The 17,538-nt window shown below is 69.7% G+C and carries 18 protein-coding genes and 4 tRNA genes; 7 read left to right on the top strand and 15 right to left on the bottom strand.

Annotation, left to right across the window (positions count from 1 at the left end; genetic code table 11):
• The 12 genes from J2Y70_RS20965 to J2Y70_RS20910 all read right to left on the bottom strand — a co-directional run.
• Positions 1 to 425: GTP-binding protein (locus tag J2Y70_RS20965; protein ID WP_309922083.1), on the bottom strand; the 425-nt coding region annotated here is incomplete at its 3' end.
• 45 nt (positions 426 to 470) lie between these two features.
• A tRNA-Thr gene (locus tag J2Y70_RS20960) sits at positions 471 to 546 on the bottom strand.
• Positions 547 to 576: 30 nt separating this feature from the next.
• Positions 577 to 650: transfer RNA gene (locus tag J2Y70_RS20955), tRNA-Gly, on the bottom strand.
• A gap of 32 nt (positions 651 to 682) precedes the next feature.
• Positions 683 to 768, bottom strand: a tRNA-Tyr gene (locus tag J2Y70_RS20950).
• Positions 769 to 936: 168 nt separating this feature from the next.
• The gene (gene ychF / locus J2Y70_RS20945; protein ID WP_263397402.1) at positions 937 to 2,028 is read right to left on the bottom strand and encodes a redox-regulated ATPase YchF; all 1,092 of its coding nucleotides are present in this window, start codon (positions 2,026 to 2,028) and stop codon (positions 937 to 939) included.
• 74 nt (positions 2,029 to 2,102) lie between these two features.
• Positions 2,103 to 2,687: an aminoacyl-tRNA hydrolase gene (gene pth, locus J2Y70_RS20940; protein ID WP_309922078.1), complete on the bottom strand. Its 585-nt coding sequence runs from the start codon at positions 2,685 to 2,687 to the stop codon at positions 2,103 to 2,105.
• Between the two features lie 54 nt (positions 2,688 to 2,741).
• Entirely contained in the window at positions 2,742 to 3,389 is a 648-nt protein-coding gene (locus J2Y70_RS20935; protein ID WP_309922075.1) for a 50S ribosomal protein L25/general stress protein Ctc, read from the bottom strand.
• Positions 3,390 to 3,556: 167 nt separating this feature from the next.
• Positions 3,557 to 4,516, bottom strand: a complete 960-nt coding sequence (locus J2Y70_RS20930; protein WP_179568115.1) for a ribose-phosphate diphosphokinase — start codon at positions 4,514 to 4,516, stop codon at positions 3,557 to 3,559.
• Positions 4,517 to 4,705: 189 nt separating this feature from the next.
• Positions 4,706 to 4,782, bottom strand: a tRNA-Gln gene (locus J2Y70_RS20925).
• Positions 4,783 to 4,796: 14 nt separating this feature from the next.
• A complete protein-coding gene (gene ispE / locus J2Y70_RS20920; RefSeq protein WP_309922100.1) occupies positions 4,797 to 5,660 on the bottom strand; it encodes a 4-(cytidine 5'-diphospho)-2-C-methyl-D-erythritol kinase in 864 nt (287 codons plus the stop codon).
• Positions 5,657 to 6,274 (bottom strand): lipoprotein insertase outer membrane protein LolB, encoded by a 618-nt coding sequence (lolB, locus tag J2Y70_RS20915; RefSeq protein ID WP_309922098.1) that lies wholly within the window; start codon positions 6,272 to 6,274, stop codon positions 5,657 to 5,659. Before lolB ends, ispE begins: the two co-directional genes overlap by 4 nt.
• 32 nt (positions 6,275 to 6,306) lie before the next feature.
• Positions 6,307 to 8,004: a tetratricopeptide repeat protein gene (locus J2Y70_RS20910; protein WP_309922071.1), complete on the bottom strand. Its 1,698-nt coding sequence runs from the start codon at positions 8,002 to 8,004 to the stop codon at positions 6,307 to 6,309.
• Positions 8,005 to 8,070: 66 nt separating this feature from the next.
• On the opposite strand from J2Y70_RS20910, the gene hemA reads away from it, so the two are divergent.
• From hemA to ppk2, 7 genes are all read left to right on the top strand, one after another.
• Entirely contained in the window at positions 8,071 to 9,354 is a 1,284-nt protein-coding gene (gene hemA / locus J2Y70_RS20905; RefSeq protein WP_309922069.1) for a glutamyl-tRNA reductase, read from the top strand.
• Complete coding sequence (gene prfA, locus J2Y70_RS20900) at positions 9,332 to 10,417, top strand: peptide chain release factor 1 (protein ID WP_309922066.1); 1,086 nt, start codon at positions 9,332 to 9,334, stop codon at positions 10,415 to 10,417. The genes hemA and prfA overlap by 23 nt, the downstream gene beginning before the upstream one ends.
• A 49-nt stretch (positions 10,418 to 10,466) precedes the next feature.
• Complete coding sequence (locus J2Y70_RS20895; protein ID WP_309922064.1) at positions 10,467 to 12,176, top strand: tetratricopeptide repeat protein; 1,710 nt, start codon at positions 10,467 to 10,469, stop codon at positions 12,174 to 12,176.
• 265 nt (positions 12,177 to 12,441) lie between these two features.
• Positions 12,442 to 13,059, top strand: a complete 618-nt coding sequence (locus J2Y70_RS20890; RefSeq protein WP_309922061.1) for an antibiotic biosynthesis monooxygenase — start codon at positions 12,442 to 12,444, stop codon at positions 13,057 to 13,059.
• A 409-nt stretch (positions 13,060 to 13,468) separates the two neighbouring features.
• Entirely contained in the window at positions 13,469 to 13,987 is a 519-nt protein-coding gene (gene moaB, locus J2Y70_RS20885) for a molybdenum cofactor biosynthesis protein B (RefSeq protein WP_263397393.1), read from the top strand.
• 13 nt (positions 13,988 to 14,000) lie between these two features.
• Entirely contained in the window at positions 14,001 to 14,339 is a 339-nt protein-coding gene (locus J2Y70_RS20880; RefSeq protein ID WP_309922055.1) for a helix-turn-helix domain-containing protein, read from the top strand.
• Positions 14,336 to 15,112: a polyphosphate kinase 2 gene (gene ppk2, locus J2Y70_RS20875; protein ID WP_309922054.1), complete on the top strand. Its 777-nt coding sequence runs from the start codon at positions 14,336 to 14,338 to the stop codon at positions 15,110 to 15,112. Before J2Y70_RS20880 ends, ppk2 begins: the two co-directional genes overlap by 4 nt.
• 245 nt (positions 15,113 to 15,357) lie before the next feature.
• Here the strand turns inward: ppk2 and J2Y70_RS20870 are convergent, their stop codons facing one another.
• The 3 genes from J2Y70_RS20870 to J2Y70_RS20860 are packed head-to-tail and all read right to left on the bottom strand — an operon-like array spanning position 15,358 to position 17,521.
• The gene (locus J2Y70_RS20870) at positions 15,358 to 15,624 is read right to left on the bottom strand and encodes an acylphosphatase (protein WP_309922050.1); all 267 of its coding nucleotides are present in this window, start codon (positions 15,622 to 15,624) and stop codon (positions 15,358 to 15,360) included.
• On the bottom strand, positions 15,624 to 16,250 hold the full coding sequence (locus tag J2Y70_RS20865; RefSeq protein ID WP_309922048.1) for a TlpA disulfide reductase family protein: 627 nt from the start codon (positions 16,248 to 16,250) through the stop codon (positions 15,624 to 15,626). Before J2Y70_RS20865 ends, J2Y70_RS20870 begins: the two co-directional genes overlap by 1 nt.
• Entirely contained in the window at positions 16,247 to 17,521 is a 1,275-nt protein-coding gene (locus J2Y70_RS20860) for a YihY family inner membrane protein (RefSeq protein ID WP_263397389.1), read from the bottom strand. The genes J2Y70_RS20865 and J2Y70_RS20860 overlap by 4 nt, the downstream gene beginning before the upstream one ends.
• Positions 17,522 to 17,538 lie beyond the last annotated feature (17 nt).

Genomic DNA, 17,538 nt, shown 5'->3' with positions numbered 1-17,538 from the left:
TCGACCATGTCGGCCTTGTTCAGGAACACCACGATGTGCGGCACGCCGACCTGGCGCGACAGCAGGATGTGCTCGCGGGTCTGCGGCATCGGGCCGTCGGCGGCCGAGCACACCAGGATCGCGCCGTCCATCTGCGCCGCACCGGTGATCATGTTCTTGACGTAGTCCGCGTGGCCCGGGCAATCGACGTGCGCGTAGTGGCGGTTCGGGGATTCGTACTCGACATGCGCGGTCGAGATCGTGATGCCGCGCGCCTTCTCTTCCGGCGCCGCGTCGATCGCGTCATACGCCTTGAACTCGCCGCCGAAGCGCTCTGCGCCGATCTTGGTCAGCGCCGCGGTCAGCGTGGTCTTGCCGTGGTCGACGTGACCGATGGTGCCGACGTTGACGTGCGGCTTGGTGCGCTCGAACTTACCCTTGGCCATGGCTGCTTCTTCTCGGTGATCGTAGAAAGATTTGAAGACTGAATATGGTGCTCACGAAAGGAATCGAACCTTCGACCTCCTCCTTACCAAGGAGGTGCTCTACCGACTGAGCTACGTGAGCGTAGTTCTATTGTGACACAAGCGCGTTCAATGGAGCGGGAGACGGGAATCGAACCCGCACCATCAGCTTGGAAGGCTGAGGTTCTACCGTTGAACTACTCCCGCTACGGGATGTCGCACTGCCACAACAAAAAAACTGGTGGAGGGAGGTGGATTCGAACCACCGAAGGCGTAAGCCAGCAGATTTACAGTCTGCCCCCGTTGGCCGCTTGGGTATCCCTCCATCTACCCGTCCCGATTAGGCCGCAAAGCCGAAATCAGATCGGGGTGAAACAGCCCGCTATTCTTCCCTGACATCCCTGCCTTGTCAACAGTATTTTGACGCGATGTCGCAGGAAACGCCCGATGCCCGCACAGCGCCCGCCACCGGGCGCAAGCGCGCACGCGCGGATCAGACGTTGAAGCGGAAATGCAGCACGTCGCCTTCCTGCACGCGGTATTCCTTGCCTTCCAGACGCAGCCGCCCGGCCTCGCGCGCGCCGGCTTCGCCCTTGTACTTGATGAAGTCGTCGTAGGCGATGGTTTCGGCGCGGATGAAGCCCTTCTCGAAGTCGGTGTGGATCACCGCGGCGGCCTGCGGCGCGGTCGAGCCGGCCTTCACCGTCCAGGCGCGCACTTCCTTGACGCCGGCGGTGAAATAGGTCTGCAGCCCGAGCAGCGAATACGCCGCGCGGATCACCCGGTTCAAGCCCGGCTCGGCCAGGCCCAGGTCGGCCAGGAAGGTGTCGCGGTCGGCATCGTCCAGCTGCGACAGCTCTTCCTCGATCGCCGCCGACACCGGCACCACTTCGGCGCCCTCGGTGGCGGCGCGCGCGCGCACCGCGTCCAGGTGCGGGTTGTTCTCGAACCCGTCCTCGAGCACGTTGGCGATGTACATCACCGGCTTGAGCGTGAGCAGGAACAGGTCGCGCACCAGCGCCTTCTCTTCCTCGTCCAGGCCCGCAGTGCGCCCGGCCTTGCCGTCGGCCAGCGCGGCCTGCAGCTTGGCCAGCACCGGCTTGCGCGCGGCCGCATCCTTGTCGCCGCCCTTGGCGCTGCGCTCGGCGCGGTTCAGCGCCTTCTCGACACTGTCCAGGTCGGCCAGGGCCAGCTCGGTATCGATGGTCTCGATGTCCGAGATCGGATCGACCTTGTTGTTGACGTGGATGACGTCGTCGTTCTCGAAGCAACGCACCACGTGGGTGATCGCATCGACCTCGCGGATGTGCGCCAGGAACTTGTTGCCCAGGCCTTCGCCGCTGGCCGCGCCGGCGACCAGGCCGGCGATGTCGACGAACTCGACCGCGGTCGGCACCACTTTCTGCGGGTTGATGATCTTGGCCAGCTCGCCCAGCCGCGGATCCGGCACCGGCACCACGCCGACGTTGGGCTCGATGGTGCAGAACGGGAAATTGGCCGCCGCGATGCCCGCCTTGGTCAGCGCATTGAACAGGGTCGACTTGCCGACGTTGGGCAGGCCGACGATGCCGCACTTGATGCCCATGGTTCACTTCCGGGATTTGGGATTCGGGATTGGAGATTCGCCATGCCGCACGGCTGCGAATCCCCAATCCCCAATCACGAATCCCTGCTCGTATGCAGCCGCTTCATCGCCTCGTTGAAATCGCCCTGCACCGCCAGCGGCAGTACGGCGATGGCCTCGTCGATGGCGCGGTCGATCAGGATCTGGTCGTCCTTGCTCGCGCGTCCCAGTACCCAGGGGACGACCTTGTCCTTGTGCCCGGGATGGCCGATGCCGATGCGCAGCCGATGGAAGCCGGCATGCCCGAGCAGGCGGATGGTGTCGCGCAGCCCGTTCTGCCCGCCGTGGCCGCCGTCGAACTTGAGCCGCACTGTACCCGGCGCCAGATCCAGTTCGTCGTGCGCCAGCAGCGCCTGCGCCGGTTCGATCTTCCAGTAGCGCAACGCGGCGGTCACCGCCTTGCCGCTGAGATTCATGAAGGTGGCCGGTTTCAACAGCCACACCGCCTGCCCGGCCACCTCGACCTTGGCGGTTTCGCCGAACAGCTTGGCATCCACGCTCCAGCGCGCGCCGGACCGCTCGGCCAGGTGTTCGACAAAACGAAACCCGGCGTTGTGCCGGGTGTTCGCGTGTTCGGCTCCGGGATTGCCCAGACCGACGATCAGACGCAGACCAGTCATGCCGCAGCATCGCCGCAGCGCCCGGACCGGTCGGCCCGGGCGCTGCGCAGGCGATTACTTGCCGTCCTTCTTCGCCGGCTCGGCCGCCGCCGGGGCGTCGGTCGCTTCCGGCTCGGCTTCGACACGGCCGTGCTTGGCGATGACCACCGCCACGTCGTGCTCCTTGCCCAGCTTCAGCTCCGGCAGCTCGACGCCGGCCGGCAGCTTCAGGTCGGACAGGTGGATCACGTCGCCGACGGACAGCGAGGACAGGTCGACTTCGACGAACTCCGGCAGGTCCTTCGGCAGGCACACGACCTGGATCTCGTTCAGTTCGTGGGTGACGACGACTTCGGCCGACTTGCCGGCCGGCGAGGTGTCCTCGTTGAGGAAGTGCAGCGGCACCGAAGCGTGCAGCACTTCGTTGTCGTTCACGCGCTGGAAGTCCATGTGCAGGATCAGCTGCTTGAACGGGTGACGCTGCATATCGCGCAGCAGCACCTTCTGCACGTCGCCGCTCAGGCTCAGGCTCAGGATCGACGAATAGAACCAGTCGTTCTGGCTGGCGAGCCAGACTTCGTTGTGGTTGAGCTCGATGTTGACCGGCTTCAGTTCGCCACCATAGACGATGGCGGGGATCAGGCCGTCGCGACGGAGGCGGCGGCTCGCACCCTTGCCCTCGACCTCGCGGCGCTGAACCTTGATTTCATGTGTGGTTGCCATTTGCGTTTACTACCTTGGTTGAATGAACCGCCTCGCGGCGGTTTTGAGGACTCTTCCGCGACCAGAAGAGTCTGTGTGGAGCCGGGATTGGGGATTCGGGATTGGGGATTCGCAGAGCCAGCGCCGTTGCGAATCCCCAATCCCGAATCTCCAATCCCCGCCCTTGATCAATCGACGTACAACGAACTCACCGACTCGCCGAAGGCGATGCGGCGAATGGTTTCGGCCAGCAGCTCGGCGACGCTGAGCTGGCGGATCTTGCTGCAGCCGCGCGCGGCGTCCGACAGCGGGATGGTGTCGGTGACGACCAGTTCGTCGAGCTGCGAATTGCTGATGTTGCTGACCGCCGGACCGGACAGCACCGGGTGGGTGCAGTACGCGGCCACCTTCAGCGCGCCCTGCGCCTTCAGCGCGGCCGCGGCGGCGCACAGGGTGCCGGCGGTATCGACGATGTCGTCGACCAGCACGCAGGTCTTGCCTTCGACGTCGCCGATGATGTTCATCACCGTGGACACGTTGGCGCGCGGGCGGCGCTTGTCGATGATCGCCAGGTCGGCGTCGTCCAGGCGCTTGGCCACGGCGCGGGCGCGGACCACGCCGCCCACGTCCGGCGACACCACGATCAGGTTGTCGGTGCCGTACGCGCGCCAGATGTCGGCCAGCAGCAGCGGCGAGGCGTAGACGTTGTCGACCGGGATGTCGAAGAAACCCTGGATCTGGTCGGCGTGCAGGTCGACGGTGAGCACGCGGTCGGCGTTGACCGCAGTGAACATCTTCGCCGCGACCTTGGCGGTGATCGGCACGCGCGAGGAGCGCATGCGCCGATCCTGCCGCGAGTAGCCGAAGTACGGCACCACTGCGGTGACGCTGGCGGCACTGGCGCGCTTGAGCGCGTCGATCAGCACCAGCAGCTCCATCAGGTTCTCCGCGCTGGGCGCGCAGGTCGGCTGGATCACGAACACTTCCTGCCGGCGCACGTTCTCCTCGATCTCCACCTGCACTTCGCCATCGGAGAAGCGCGACACCATCGCCTTGCCCGGGCGCACGCCCAGTTCCTTGCAGATGCTCTTGGCAAGCGGCTTGTTGGCATTGCCGGAGAACACCAGCAGGTTGCGTTGATCTTGCATGAGAGTGTCTCGGGCGGCGGCGGCAAAGAACGTGCAACGAAGAAACAGCGTGAAACGTGGAAAACCCCAGGCGAAGCACGCTCCTACCTGTTGAACCCCCGCACATGGATGTGCGGGCTTCTGCGAGGGACTCGCCCCATTGAACCCCCGCACACGGATGTGCGGGCTTCTGCGAGGGACTCGCATAAATGGCAGGGGCGGTAGGATTCGAACCTACGAATGCCAGGATCAAAACCTGGTGCCTTGGGCCTCTTGGCGACGCCCCTGCATGGAACTGTTGCTATGCCTCCAGCGCGTCGAGCAGCGGCGAGCGGGTCACGCCGCCAGCCACCCAGGCGCGCATCCCATCCGGCAAGGCCGCCAGCGCGCGCACGGCGGCAGCGCGATCGGCGAACTCGACGAAACAACCGCTCCCCGACCCGGTAAGGCGCGGCGTGCCGATCTGCGCGAGCGCCTGGAACGCGGCCTGGATGGCCGGTTCGCGGCGGAGCAGCACCGGCTCGAACGCATTGCCGAGCAGGAAACCTGAAACGAAGTCCGCCATTTTCGCGGGCGCGGCATCCCGCGTCAAATCCGGGGCCTGGAACAGCGCCGCGGTGGGCACGTGCACCCCCGGATCGGCCAGCACGTACCAGGCCGGCGGCAGCCGCAGCGGGGTCAGCCGCTCGCCCACTCCCTCGGCCCAGGCGTCGCGGCCGCGCACGAACACCGGCACGTCCGCCCCCAGGGTCAGGCCCAGGCCAGCCAGCGCATCCTCGTCCAGCCCGGCGCCCCACAAGGCGTTCAGCGCGACCAGCGCCGTCGCCGCATCGGACGAGCCGCCGCCAAAACCGCCGCCCGCCGGAATGCGCTTTTCGACGCGGATATCGACACCTTGAGCGATCTTGGCTTCTTTTTGCAGCAATCGTGCAGCACGCACCAACAGGTCGTCGGCTTCGGCGACGCCGGCCACCGAGTCGCCGAGCCGCGCCACCACGCCATCGGCGCGCACGCGCAAATGCACCGTGTCGCCCCAGTCGAGCAGGCGGAACACGGTCTGCAACGCGTGGTAGCCGTCGGCACGGCGGCCGGTGATCTGCAGGAACAGGTTCAGCTTGGCCGGGGCCGGCCACGCCGACCAGCCGTCCTTCCGCACTGCGCTCATGGCGTGGCGAAGTCCCACTGGTCGAGCAGCAGCCGCACCTTGGCGTCGCCGCTGCGCGCCTCGATGCGCCGCGGCAGCGCCGGACGGCCATCGCTGGGCGGGTACCACTCCTGGAACTGGATCTCCCAGCCCATCTGCCGCAGCGTCTGCAGCCGCCCGTCGGCGTCGTAGCCGGCCTGCTCGGGCGCCTCGGCGTCCACCGCGACCCGCCCGCGCACCCAGTCCGGCAGCAGATTGACCGGAATCTCCCAACCGGTGGCCTCGAGCAGCAGCTGCTGGGCGTCCTCGCCTTCGCGCGGGCCGCCCTCTAGCCCCTCCAGACGACCGGCTTCGTGATGGCTGTCGCCGGTGAGACGCCAGCTCTGGCGGGTCACCGGCGCGCTGAGCTCGACCTGGTATTGCCGCTGCTGCTGGGCCCAGTCGATGCGCCCGCTGCCGCCGTTGCGGCCCTTGGTGATCGCCACCCGGCCCTGGAACGACCAGTGCGGATGCGCGTCCAGCCAGGCGGTGCGGGCCGCTTCGGCCTGGCGCGCGGCCTCGCCGAGCGGCGCCGTGGCGGCCGGCGGCGTCTGCCGCGGCGCCAGCGAGGTACAGCCGGCCAGCGCCAGCAGCATCGCCAGCGCCCAGCCCGCACGCAACGCCGGCCTCACGGCGCGACCTTTTCCATCGCGCGCTGCAGCGCGCGATTCTTCGGATCCAGCTTGCGCGCCTCGTCGAAGTACTTGTTGGCCTCGTCCTTCTTGCCCTGCTCCCACAGCACCTGGCCGATGTGCGCGGCGATCTCCGGATCCTTGAACAGGGTCCAGGCGCGGCGCAGCTGCACCAGCGCTTCCTGGGTCTTGCCCAGCCGGTATAGCACCCAGCCGTAGCTGTCGATGATCGCGGCGTTGTCCGGATCGGCGGTGCGGGCGCGGTCGATCAGCTGCAGCGCCTCGCGGTAGCGGTGGGTGCGATCGGCCAGGGTGTAGCCGAGCGCATTGAGCGCGGCCACGTTCTCCGGCTCGGTGACCAGGATCTTGCGCAGGTCGGCCTCGGCGCGATCGATGCGGTCGCGCCGTTCCCAGGCCAGGCCGCGCGCGTACAGCAGGGCGTTGTCGTCCGGATAGGCGGCCAGGCCGCGTGCGAACACCTGCAGTTCGCCGGCGTCGTCGCCGCTGCGCTGGCGTAACTCCGCTTCCAGCACGTAGGCGTCGCGGCGCGCGGCGTCGTCGGCCTCGGCATCGTCCTGCAGCGCACGCGCCTCGGTGAAGGCGGCATCCTTCTGCCCGAGCTCGTACAGCGCCCCGGCGGTGCGCAGCCGCGCCTCGCTGCGCAGCGGGCTGCCCGGCACGCCACGATACCAGTCCACCGCTTCCTGATAGCGCTTGAGGAACTCGGCGATCTTGCCGAGCAGCAGGCGCCGCTCCGGATCGGGCTTGGTCGCGCCCTTGCGCAGCTCCTCGTACAGCGCGCCCAGCGCCGTATTGTCCTGCAGCTTGGCCAGCATTGAGGCGCGCAGACCGTAGTTCTGGGTGTCCTGCGGACCGAGCGCCAGCACCCGTGCCGCCGCGGCGGTGTCGCCGATCGCGTCGTAGGCGTAGGCCAGCGCGCCGCGCAGTTCCGGGTCGCGCGGCGCCTTGGGCTCCACGCCCTGCAGCAAGGCGCGGGCCCGCTCGGTCTTGCCCGCCTGCTGCAGCTGGGTGGCGTGCAGCAAGGCCACCCGCGGCTCTTCCGGGAAGCGCTTGACCAACTGGTCGACGATGCGCTCGGCCAGCTTGGGCTGTTCCAGGCGCAGCGCCAGGCGCCCGAATTCCTGCCAGGCCTCGAGCTGGTCGGGGATGGCATTAGCATCGAGCAACTGGTCCAGCACCTTCGCCGCCACTTCCGGATCGCGGTTGCCGCCGACCAGCGCCACCAGCGCATAGCGCCAGCCGCGCGTGTCCTTGTCGCGCAACAACGCCACCAGCAGGCCGCGCGCCTGGCGCAGGTTGCCGTTGCGCAGCGCCAGCGAGGCCTCGGCGCTGCGCATCGCCAGCGACTCGGGCGCGCGCTGGCGCCACAGCGCCAGGGCCTTTGCCGCCGCCTCGGTGTCGTTGGCCAGCATCGCGATGCGGGTCGCGCGCTCGGCCAGGCCGGCATCGCCGGGGACCGCGTTGGCCGCTTCCAGGTACCAGTGCGAGGCATCGGCCAGCTGCCCGGCCTGCAGGGCGAATTCGCCGGCCAGGATCGGCGTCAGCGAGGACGGCGCGGCGCTCGGCGGCAGCTTGACGGTGGCGGTCGGCGCGGCGGCGGCGGCGCCGATGGCGGGCAGCGCGGCGAGCGCCGACAGCAATAGAACAATACGGATGCGAATCAATGCGGGCATCGGGGGCGACCGGGCCGTAAAATGGGGCCCTGAATGGCCAGCAGCTTATCGCAAGCAACTGAACAGATGACGTTGTGGGTGCTCGGATTGAACCACCAGACCGCGCCGGTCGACCTGCGCGAACGGGTGGCGTTCGCCGGCGATGCGCTGCCGCGCGCGCTGCAGTCGCTGCGCGCCTTGCCCGACGTCGCCGAGGCCGCGCTGCTGTCCACCTGCAACCGCACCGAGCTGTATGCGATCACCGACGACGCGCAGCGCCTGGCCGACTGGCTGGATGCGCACGCGGCCGGCCTGCACGGCTACCTGTACCAGCACCAGGACGCCGATGCGGTGCGGCATCTGTTTCGCGTCGCCACCGGTCTTGACTCGATGGTGCTGGGCGAGCCGCAGATCCTCGGCCAGGTCAAGGACGCCTGGGCGCTGGCGCGCGAGCACGGCGCCCTGGGCAGCCGCCTGGACCGGCTGTTCCAGCAGACCTTCTCGGTGGCCAAGCGCGCGCGCACCGACACCCGGGTCGGCGCCAACCCGGTGTCGGTGGCCTCCACCGCGGTGCGCCTGGCGCAGAATTCCTTCGCCCGGCTCAGCGAATCGACGGTGTTGCTGGTCGGCGCCGGCGAGACCATCGAACTGGCCGCCCGGCACCTGAGCGAAGGCCGCGTGCGGCGCCTGCTGATCGCCAACCGCACCCTCGCCCATGCCCAGGAACTGGCCAGCCGCCATGGCGGCGTGGCGCTGCCGCTGAGCGAGCTGGAGCGGCATCTGCAGGAGGCCGACGTGGTGTTCTCGGCCACCGCCGCGCGCGAGCCGGTGGTGACCCGGGCGCAGGTCGAGCAGGCGCTGCGCGCGCGCAAGCACAAACCGATGCTGCTGTTCGACCTGGCGGTGCCGCGCGACATCGAGGCCGGCGTGGCCGAACTGGCCGATGCCTATCTGTACACCGTCGACGACCTGGAGCGCGCGGTCGAGGACAATCGCCGCGGCCGCCGCGAAGCGGCCGAAGCCGCCGAAGCGATCATCGACCTGCAGGTGCTGCGCTACATCGAGACGCTGCAGGCCAGCGGCCGCCAGGCGCCGCTCAAGCGCCTGCGCGCGCATGGCGACAGCACCCGCGACGACGTGCTGGCCAAGGCGCGGCAGCAGCTGGCCAACGGCAAGCCGGCCGACGAGGTGCTGGAATTTCTCGCCAACACCCTGACCAACCGCCTGCTGCATCCGCCCACCGCGGCGCTGCGCGAGGCGGCGCTGAGCGGCGATGCCGAACTGGCCCGCGCCGCCGAGCGCCTGTTCCCGGAAAAACCGGGCTACCACCACCCTATCCTGAAGACCGATGACACCGACCCTGCGCCGTAAGCTGGAGGCGCTGGCCGAGCGTCGCGAAGAACTCGAACGCCTGCTGTCCGATCCGGACGTGGTCGGCGACAACGCCCGCTTCCGCGACTACTCGCGCGAATTCGCGCAGCTGGAGCCGGTCGCCGCGGCGCTGGCCGACGAGGCCGCGGCCAAGGCCGACCTGGCCGCCGCCGAGGCGATGCGCGGCGACCCAGAGCTACGCGAGCTGGCCGAGGAGGAAATCGCCGCCGCGCAGGCGCGCCTGCTCGCGCTCGACGAACAGCTGGCGCTGCTGCTGGTGCCGCGCGATCCGCGCGACGACGGCAACCTGTTCCTGGAAGTGCGCGCCGGCACCGGCGGCGACGAGGCGGCGATCTTCGCCGGCGACCTGTTCCGCATGTACGCGCGCTACGCCGAGCGCCAGGGCTGGAAGGTGGAAGTGGAATCGGACAGCCCCGGCGAACACGGCGGCTACAAGGAGATCGTGGCGCGCATCGTCGGCCGCGGCGCGTATTCCAAGCTCAAGTTCGAATCCGGCACGCATCGCGTGCAGCGGGTGCCGGCGACCGAATCGCAGGGCCGCATCCATACCTCGGCGGCGACGGTGGCGATCATCCCCGAGGCCGACGACGTGGAGGAGATCACGCTCAACCCGGCCGACCTGAAGGTGGACACGTTCCGCTCCTCCGGCGCCGGCGGCCAGCACGTCAACAAGACCGAATCGGCGATCCGCATCACCCACGTGCCGAGCGGGGTGGTGGTCGAATGCCAGACCGAGCGCAGCCAGCACGCCAACCGCGACAAGGCGATGAAGCGGCTGAAGGCGCAGCTGCTCGACGCCGAGCGCAGCAAGCAGGCCGCGGCCGAGGCGCAGGACCGCAAGCTGCAGGTCGGCAGCGGCGACCGCAGCCAGCGCATCCGCACCTACAGCTTCCCACAGGGCCGCATCACCGACCACCGGGTCGAAGGCCTGACCCTGTACGACCTGCCCAACGTGATCGAAGGCGACCTCGACGCGCTGATCGAGCGGCTGAGCCACGAGCACCAGGTCGACGAACTGGCGCGGCTGAGCGACAGCCCGTGAGCGTGCGCGTGCGCCGCGCCGATGCGCACGCGCAGGCCGCCGTGCGCGCGTGAGCGGCAGCGTGCTGGACGAACTGCGCCAGCTGCAGGCCGCGGTGCGCCGCGACCCGCTGGATTTCATCGCCTGGCTGATGCTGGCCGACGCCGAACTCGGCGCCGGCGCGGTCGCCACCGGCGAGCAGGCTGCTATGCGCGCGTTGCAGCTGCGCCCGGCGCATCCCGAAGCGCTGGCGCGGCTGGGCCGGGTGCGCTGGACCCAGGGCCGCCATGCCGAGGCCGCCGACGCGTTGCGCCAGGCGCTGCAGCATGCGCCGCAGCATCCGGGCATCGCCCTGTGGTTGGGCCATGCGCTGGAGGACAACGGCGAGGCCGAAGCCGCCGCGCACGCCTACGCCCATGCACATGCGCTGCTGCCGCAGGAACCGTCGATCGCCGCGCACCTGCTGAACTGGCGGCGCAAGCTGTGCGACTGGCGCGAACTGAACGCGCTGTCGCAGCAGGTGCGCGCCGCCGTGCGCCAGGGCCATCCGGCGATCGAACCGTTCGCGTTCCTCAACGAGGACGCCACTGCCGGAGAACAGCTGCATTGCGCGCGCAACCGTGCGCTTGCATTGGCGCAGACGCTGGCGCCGTTGCCGGCGGCGGCGCTGCGCCGCGCCGGCCCATTGCAAGTTGGCTTCCTGTCCAACGGCTTCGGCGCGCATCCCACCGGATTGCTGACCGTGGCCCTGTTCGAACGGCTGCGCGCGCACGCCGATCTGCAGGTGCAGCTGTTCGCGTCGAACCGCGACGACGGCAGCGCGATCCGCGCGCGCCTGCAGGCCGCGGCGCACGTCTGGCACGACGTGGCCGGGCAGCCGCACCGGGCGATCGCGCAGCGCATCCGCGATGCCGGCATCGACCTGCTGTTCGACCTGCGCGGCTGGGGCGGCGGCGGCACGCCGGAAGTGCTGGCGCTGCGTCCGGCGCCGCTGCAGATCAACTGGCTGGCCTATCCGGGCACGTCCGGCGCGCCGTGGATCGACTACGTCGTCGGCGACGCGTTCACGCTGCCCGACGCGCTGGCCGCACACTACAGCGAGCGCATGCTGCGCCTGCCGCGCGCGTTCCAGCCGTCGGACGACAGCCGCCGCGTCGAGGCCCCGCCCTCGCGCCGCGCGTGCGGGCTGCCGGAGGATGGCACCGTGTTCTGCTGCTTCAACAACAGCTACAAGCTGACCCCGCGCAGCATGACGCGCATGCTGGCGGTGCTGCGCCAGGTGCCGGACAGCGTGCTGTGGCTGCTGTCCGGTCCCGGCCAGGCCGACGCGCGGCTGCGCGAGGCCGCGCGGCGCGGCGAGGTGGATCCGGCGCGGCTGCGCTTCATGCCCAAGCTGGCGCACGCCGACTACCTGGCCCGCTACCGGCATGCCGACCTGTTCCTGGACACGCATCCGTACAACGCCCACACCACCGCCTCCGATGCGCTGTGGGCCGGCTGTCCGCTGCTGACCTGCCCCGGCACGACCTTCGCCGCGCGCGTGGCCGGCAGCCTCAATCACCACCTGGGCATGGACGAGATGAACGTCGCCGACGACGCCGCCTTCGTCGCCAAGGCCGTGCAGTTGGGCCGCGACCCTGCCGCGCTGCGCGCATTGCGCGACACCCTGCAGCAGCGCCGCGCCGGCGCCGGCCTGTTCGACATGCACGGCTTCGCCGCGGACTTCGCCGCGCTGTTGCGCGACACGGCGCGTCGGCATGGCTGGGACGGGCCGCACTAGTCGCCGATCGCTCGCCAGCGATATCCGACGCAGCGTGCAGTACAGCGGATCCTGCGTGTCGGTGTCGGCATCCGCACCCACACACACCCAGGCGCAACACAGCCGTTGGTCGCCGCATGCCCCGTCGCGGCGCAAAGGCGGCCGACCGCCCCTCGCAACGCCCACATCGCCACGACCTGCTGCGATGCACCCCCTGCGGACACACGCTTGACCTCAAGCATGGTCGAGGTTCGACACTGCGCGCCTTCCACTCGCGCACGCCCCGATGCCCGCACGCCTGTCGCCCGATCTCACCTCCCCGCATGCCCGCAGCGTGCTGGTCGCCCACGCCTCGGCGCCGGTCTGCGCAACGCTGCTCGCGCGATTGCGCGGTGCCCCTGGCGGTGACCTGCATGCCCTGGCCTGGCTGGAATCGCTGAGCGCAGCGCCGGACCTGCTGTACGCGCAATGCGGCGACGGCGCCACGCCGTTCGGCCGCGACTGGCACCCGCGTGCGCCGCGGCTGACGCTACACCGCTACCGGCGCATCCGCAGCGGGGTGTCCGATCCGCAACGCCTGCCCGGCTGCGTCGTGGTGACCAGGCTTGCGACCCGCGATGCGGCGCAGGCGCAGCGCCACGCCGATGCGGCGTTCGCCGCGCTGCAGGACGGCGCGCATGCGCTGCGCGGCCTGATCGCCTCGCACCTGCATTTGTCCGACGACGGCCGCGGCCTGCTCGACTATGCCGAATGGAGCAGCGCAGCGGCGCAGCGGCGCGCGCTGCAGCGCGAACCCGAGCGGCTCCCGCTGGCCTCCCATCCCGCAGCGCGCGTGACTCACTACCGGCCGCGCGCGCTGGCCCTGCCCGGCGGCCTGGCGCAGCCTGCGCATGGACACGCCTGAAGCGGCATCGCGCTCGCGACCGGCTCGCGCCTGCTCGACAGGACGCGCGCGGTCGATCATTGCGAACACCCCATTCGCATTGGCGAAACACGGCAAGACGCCGATCCGCGCGCGGAACGCAGACAACAGCTAACTCAAGCCCGGCACCGACAAGTAGGCGGACCCCACGCCTCGCACGGCGAATCTGCGACCCGACCCGCAGACGTCTCCGGCAAGACGCTGTAACGCAACGTACACGCATGCTGCCGCGACACGCATGCACCAGCACCGACATGGCTGGCCGATGCCGGGCGCAAGCCAACGCCGCACCACCCTCCCCCCGACCTCTTCCCCAACCTGCGCTGCACGACCCGCGCCGATCCGCCGCGGCAGGCTGTACGCCGACCGGGCGAGCCGCTAGGCTGCCGGCATGAGCGCCAAAGCCGATTTCATTGCATTGAACCTGTGCGTGCTGACCGTCTCGGACACGCGCAGCCTGGCCGAGGACAGCTCGGGCGACTACCTGGTGTCGGTGCTCGGCGAGGCCGGCCACCGCCTGTACGCGCGCGAGCTGCTGCCCGACGACCGCTACCGGATGCGCGCGGTGGTCTCGGCGTGGATCGCCGACCCGCAGGTCGACGGAATCCTGGTCACCGGCGGCACCGGCTTCACCGGCCGCGACTCCACCCCCGAAGCGCTGCTGCCGCTGCTGGACAAGCAGATGCCCGGTTTCGGCGAACTGTTCCGTGCGATCAGCTTCGACGAGATCGGCACCTCCTCGCTGCAGTCGCGCGCCTTCGCCGGCCTGGCCAACGCCACCTTCGTGTTCTGCCTGCCCGGCTCGACCTCGGCCTGCCGCACCGCCTGGGAACGGATCGTCGCCGCGCAACTCGACGCGCGCACCAAGCCGTGCAACCTGGCGACGCTGCGTCCCCGCCTGAAGGAATGACCTGGAACCGCGCATGCCCCTGGACACCACCCTGCGCCTGCTGGCCAAGGCCAGCGGCATGACCGCGGCGGACATCGCCGCCGCCATCCCGCGCGCCGGCGCGGCCACGGTCAAGGCCTGGCTGGCCGGCGAGAAGATGCCCGGCCGCGACCAGCTCAACGCGCTGGCGCGCGCCTTCGGCGTTCCCGCCGGCGCCCTGCTCGGCGAACTGGCCAGCCAGCTCGACCCGGCCCGCACCCGCGGCGAGCACGATCTGTTGCAGGCCTACCGCGCCCTCGACAGCCGCCAACAGGGCGCGCTGCTGGAAGTGGCGCGGAGCATGGCCGGCACCCGCGCCAGGCGCAGCAAATGAGCAAGCTCAAACGCAAGCACTACCAAGCGCTGATGCAGCCGTTGCAACTGGAGTTGGCGGCGCTGGCGCAGGCGCTGCAGCACAGCGGCGAACGCGTGCTGGTGCTGTTCGAGGGCCGCGACACCGCCGGCAAGGGCGGCGCGATCCAGGCCATCGCCGAACATCTGAACCCGCGCCAGTGCCGGGTGGTGGCACTGCCCAAGCCGACCGACCGCGAAAGCACGCAGTGGTATTTCCAGCGCTACGCCACGCACCTGCCGGCCGCCGGCGAGATCGTGCTGATGGACCGCAGCTGGTACAACCGCGCCGGCGTGGAGCGGGTCATGGGCTATTGCAACGATGCGCAATACCACGCATTCCTGCGCCAGGCGCCGCTGTTCGAGCGCTTGCTGGTCGACGACGGCATCCGCCTGTTCAAGTACTGGCTGTGCGTGGACCAGGACCAGCAGGAGAAACGCTTCGCCGAGCGCCTGCACGACCCGCTGAAGGGCTGGAAGCTGTCGCCGGTGGACCTGCAGTCGCGCGCCCAGTACGCCCACTACACCCGCGCCCGCGAGGCGATGCTGGACGCCACCCACAGCGAACATGGGCCGTGGACGCTGGTCAATTTCAACGATCAGAAACGCGGCCGCCTGACCCTGATCCGGCACCTGCTCGACCAATTGCCCGACACGCCGCTGCAGGAGCCGGGCCTGGCGCTGCCGCCACTGAAGCACAAGCCGCGCAAGGAGACGTTCGGCGTGCTGCAGCCGGTTGCGTCGTATCCGGTGTGAGGCCTGGGCTTGGGGACTCGGGATTCGGGATTCGATGGTGCAGCCCGCAGCTGACGGTGCAACGCTTTTCTGTAGGAGCGGCTTCAGCCGCGACCGAACGTCTCCGCAAGGGCGCGGCCGGATCGATACTCTTTCTGTGGCGGCATGCGGTTGTGTGGGAGGGACTTCAGTCCCGACGCGCTACCGGTAAGGCCTCGTCGGGACTGAAGTCCCTCCCACAGCGAGCCGCCAAGATTTCCGCGATGTCAGCCGATCGCGAAGCCCGCCGCCACCGGCTCCGGCCATGGCTCGCGCGACACCTGCGCGACCCGCGCCGCCGGCGGGCCGTGCTGCAGCCAGTCGGCCAGCGCCTCCAGCGCCGCAGCCTCGCCGGCGGCAATCACTTCGACGCGGCCGTCGGCCAGGTTGCGTGCCTGCCCGTCCAGCCCCAGCGCCTGCGCACGCTCGCGGGTGGAGGCGCGGAAGTACACGCCCTGCACCCGGCCGGACACCAGGAAACGCGCCGCCGCCATCAGCGCGCGGCTTTCGCCTGGCCGGGCGCCGGGCCGCCCGCCGCGGCGATCGCCGCTTCGATGTCGTGCGCGTTGACCGGGCCCAGGAACTGCTTGGCCAGCTTGCCGTCCGGGGCGATCAGGTAGGTCATCGGCAACCCGCGCGGGGTGGCGAAGTCGGCCGGCGGCGCGTAGGTGTCGACGATGACCACCGGGTAGGCCACCGGGTGCTCCTTCAGGAACGCCTGCATCTCCGCCGGCTCGATGTCCTCGTAGGCCAGGCCCACCACTTCGATGTTGTCGCGCATCACGTGCAATGCCGACAGCTCCGGCATCTCCTTCAGGCACGGCGCGCACCAGGTGGCCCAGAAATTCACCACCACCCATTTGCCGCGATGCGCGGCCAGGTCGTAGTCGCTGCCGTCCACCGCCTTCATCTTCAGCGTCGGGTGCGGCCGGGTTTCCTGCACGACCTGCGGCGCGGCGCCGTCGGCGGGCGCAGCCGCTGCCGTCGGCGCGGGGGGCGGCACCGGCGCGGCCGGAGCTGAGGCGGCCGGCGCGGCGCCATCGGCGGGCGCCGGATGGCGATCGCAGCCGGCCAGCAGCGCGGCGGCGGCGAACAACGGGAACAGGATGCGCGGGGTCATGCGAGGTCTCCGATATCGGTGTAAAGATCGCCGACGCGCCGTTTCAGCACGTCGCGCAGCGGCATGCGCAACTCATCCAGCGCGCGCCACGCCGCCTGCCCCAGCGCGTCGTCGCGGCACGGCAGGTAGGCTTCGGCGATGGGGATGCGCAGCTGGCAGTTTTCGTAGAGTTCGGTCAGCGGCACGTCGGCCAGGTCGCGCGCCAGCAGCCATTCGCCCTGCTCGGCACGGTTGAGCAGGCGGATGCGCTCCAGCTCGCACAGCAACTCCTGCACCAGCGAATCGGTCAGCATCGGTTCCAGCTGCAGGATCTGGTCTTCCTGCAGGCCGTGGCCGTCCTTGCGCGCCTGCGCAAAACGCCCGAGCAGGCGCAGCAAGGCGTAGATCTCGTAGCCGGCCGGCAGCCGCATCGACGCCGGCTGATAGCGGAACGCCGCGATCGAGGAGGCCAGCGAGGCGCCGAGCAGGATCGCGATCCAGCTCAGATAGGTCCACAGCAGGAAGATCGGCACGAACGCGACCGTGCCGTAGATGCGCTGGTAGGACTGGAAGCTGCCCAGGTACAGGCTCAATCCGCCCTTCACCAGTTCCAGCAGGGCCACCGCCAGCAGCGCGCCCGGCACCGCGTGGCGCAGCTTGACCGTGTGGTGCGGCACCACCCGGTACACCAGAGTGATGCAGGCGAACTCGATCAGCACCGGCGCCAGGCCCAGCGCCATCTGCGCCAGCAGTCGGCCTTCGCTGGTGCGGAACAGCGGCAGCGCGAAGAACCGCGCCGACGCCGCCAGCGACGCCGCGGCCAGCAGCGCGCCCAGGGTCATCACCGTCCAGTACACCAGGAAGCGGGTCAGCCGCGGCCGCGCCGAGACCACCCGCCAGATCCGGTTGAAGGTCTGCTCGACGCTGTTCAAGGTGATCAGCAGCGACACCATCAGCGCGATCGTGCCGGCGCTGGTCAGCTGCCCGGCGCTGGCCGAGAACTGGCGCAGATAGGCTTCCACCGAACGCGCCGCCGCCGGCACGAAGTTGGAGAAGATGTAGTCGCTGAGCTTGTCGCTCCATTCGTCGAACACCGGGAACGCCGACAGCACGCCGAACACCACCATCGCCAGCGGCACCAGCGCGAAGATCGTGGTGTAGGCCAGCGAGGCGGCGGCCTGAAACAGGCGGTCGTCGAGGAAGCGGTGCCACAGGAAACTGGCGAAGCTGCGCATCCGCGCGCGGTCGCGTACCCGCTCCGTCCAGAGATTGACCGTGTCCAAAGGCTGCATCGGGCAAGGGTACCCGA

Source organism: Xanthomonas sp. 1678, from assembly GCF_031455575.1.
Taxonomy (GTDB): domain Bacteria; phylum Pseudomonadota; class Gammaproteobacteria; order Xanthomonadales; family Xanthomonadaceae; genus Xanthomonas_A.
The sequence above is the reverse complement of the archived record's forward strand: the minus strand, read 5'-3'. Positions and strand labels throughout refer to the sequence as shown.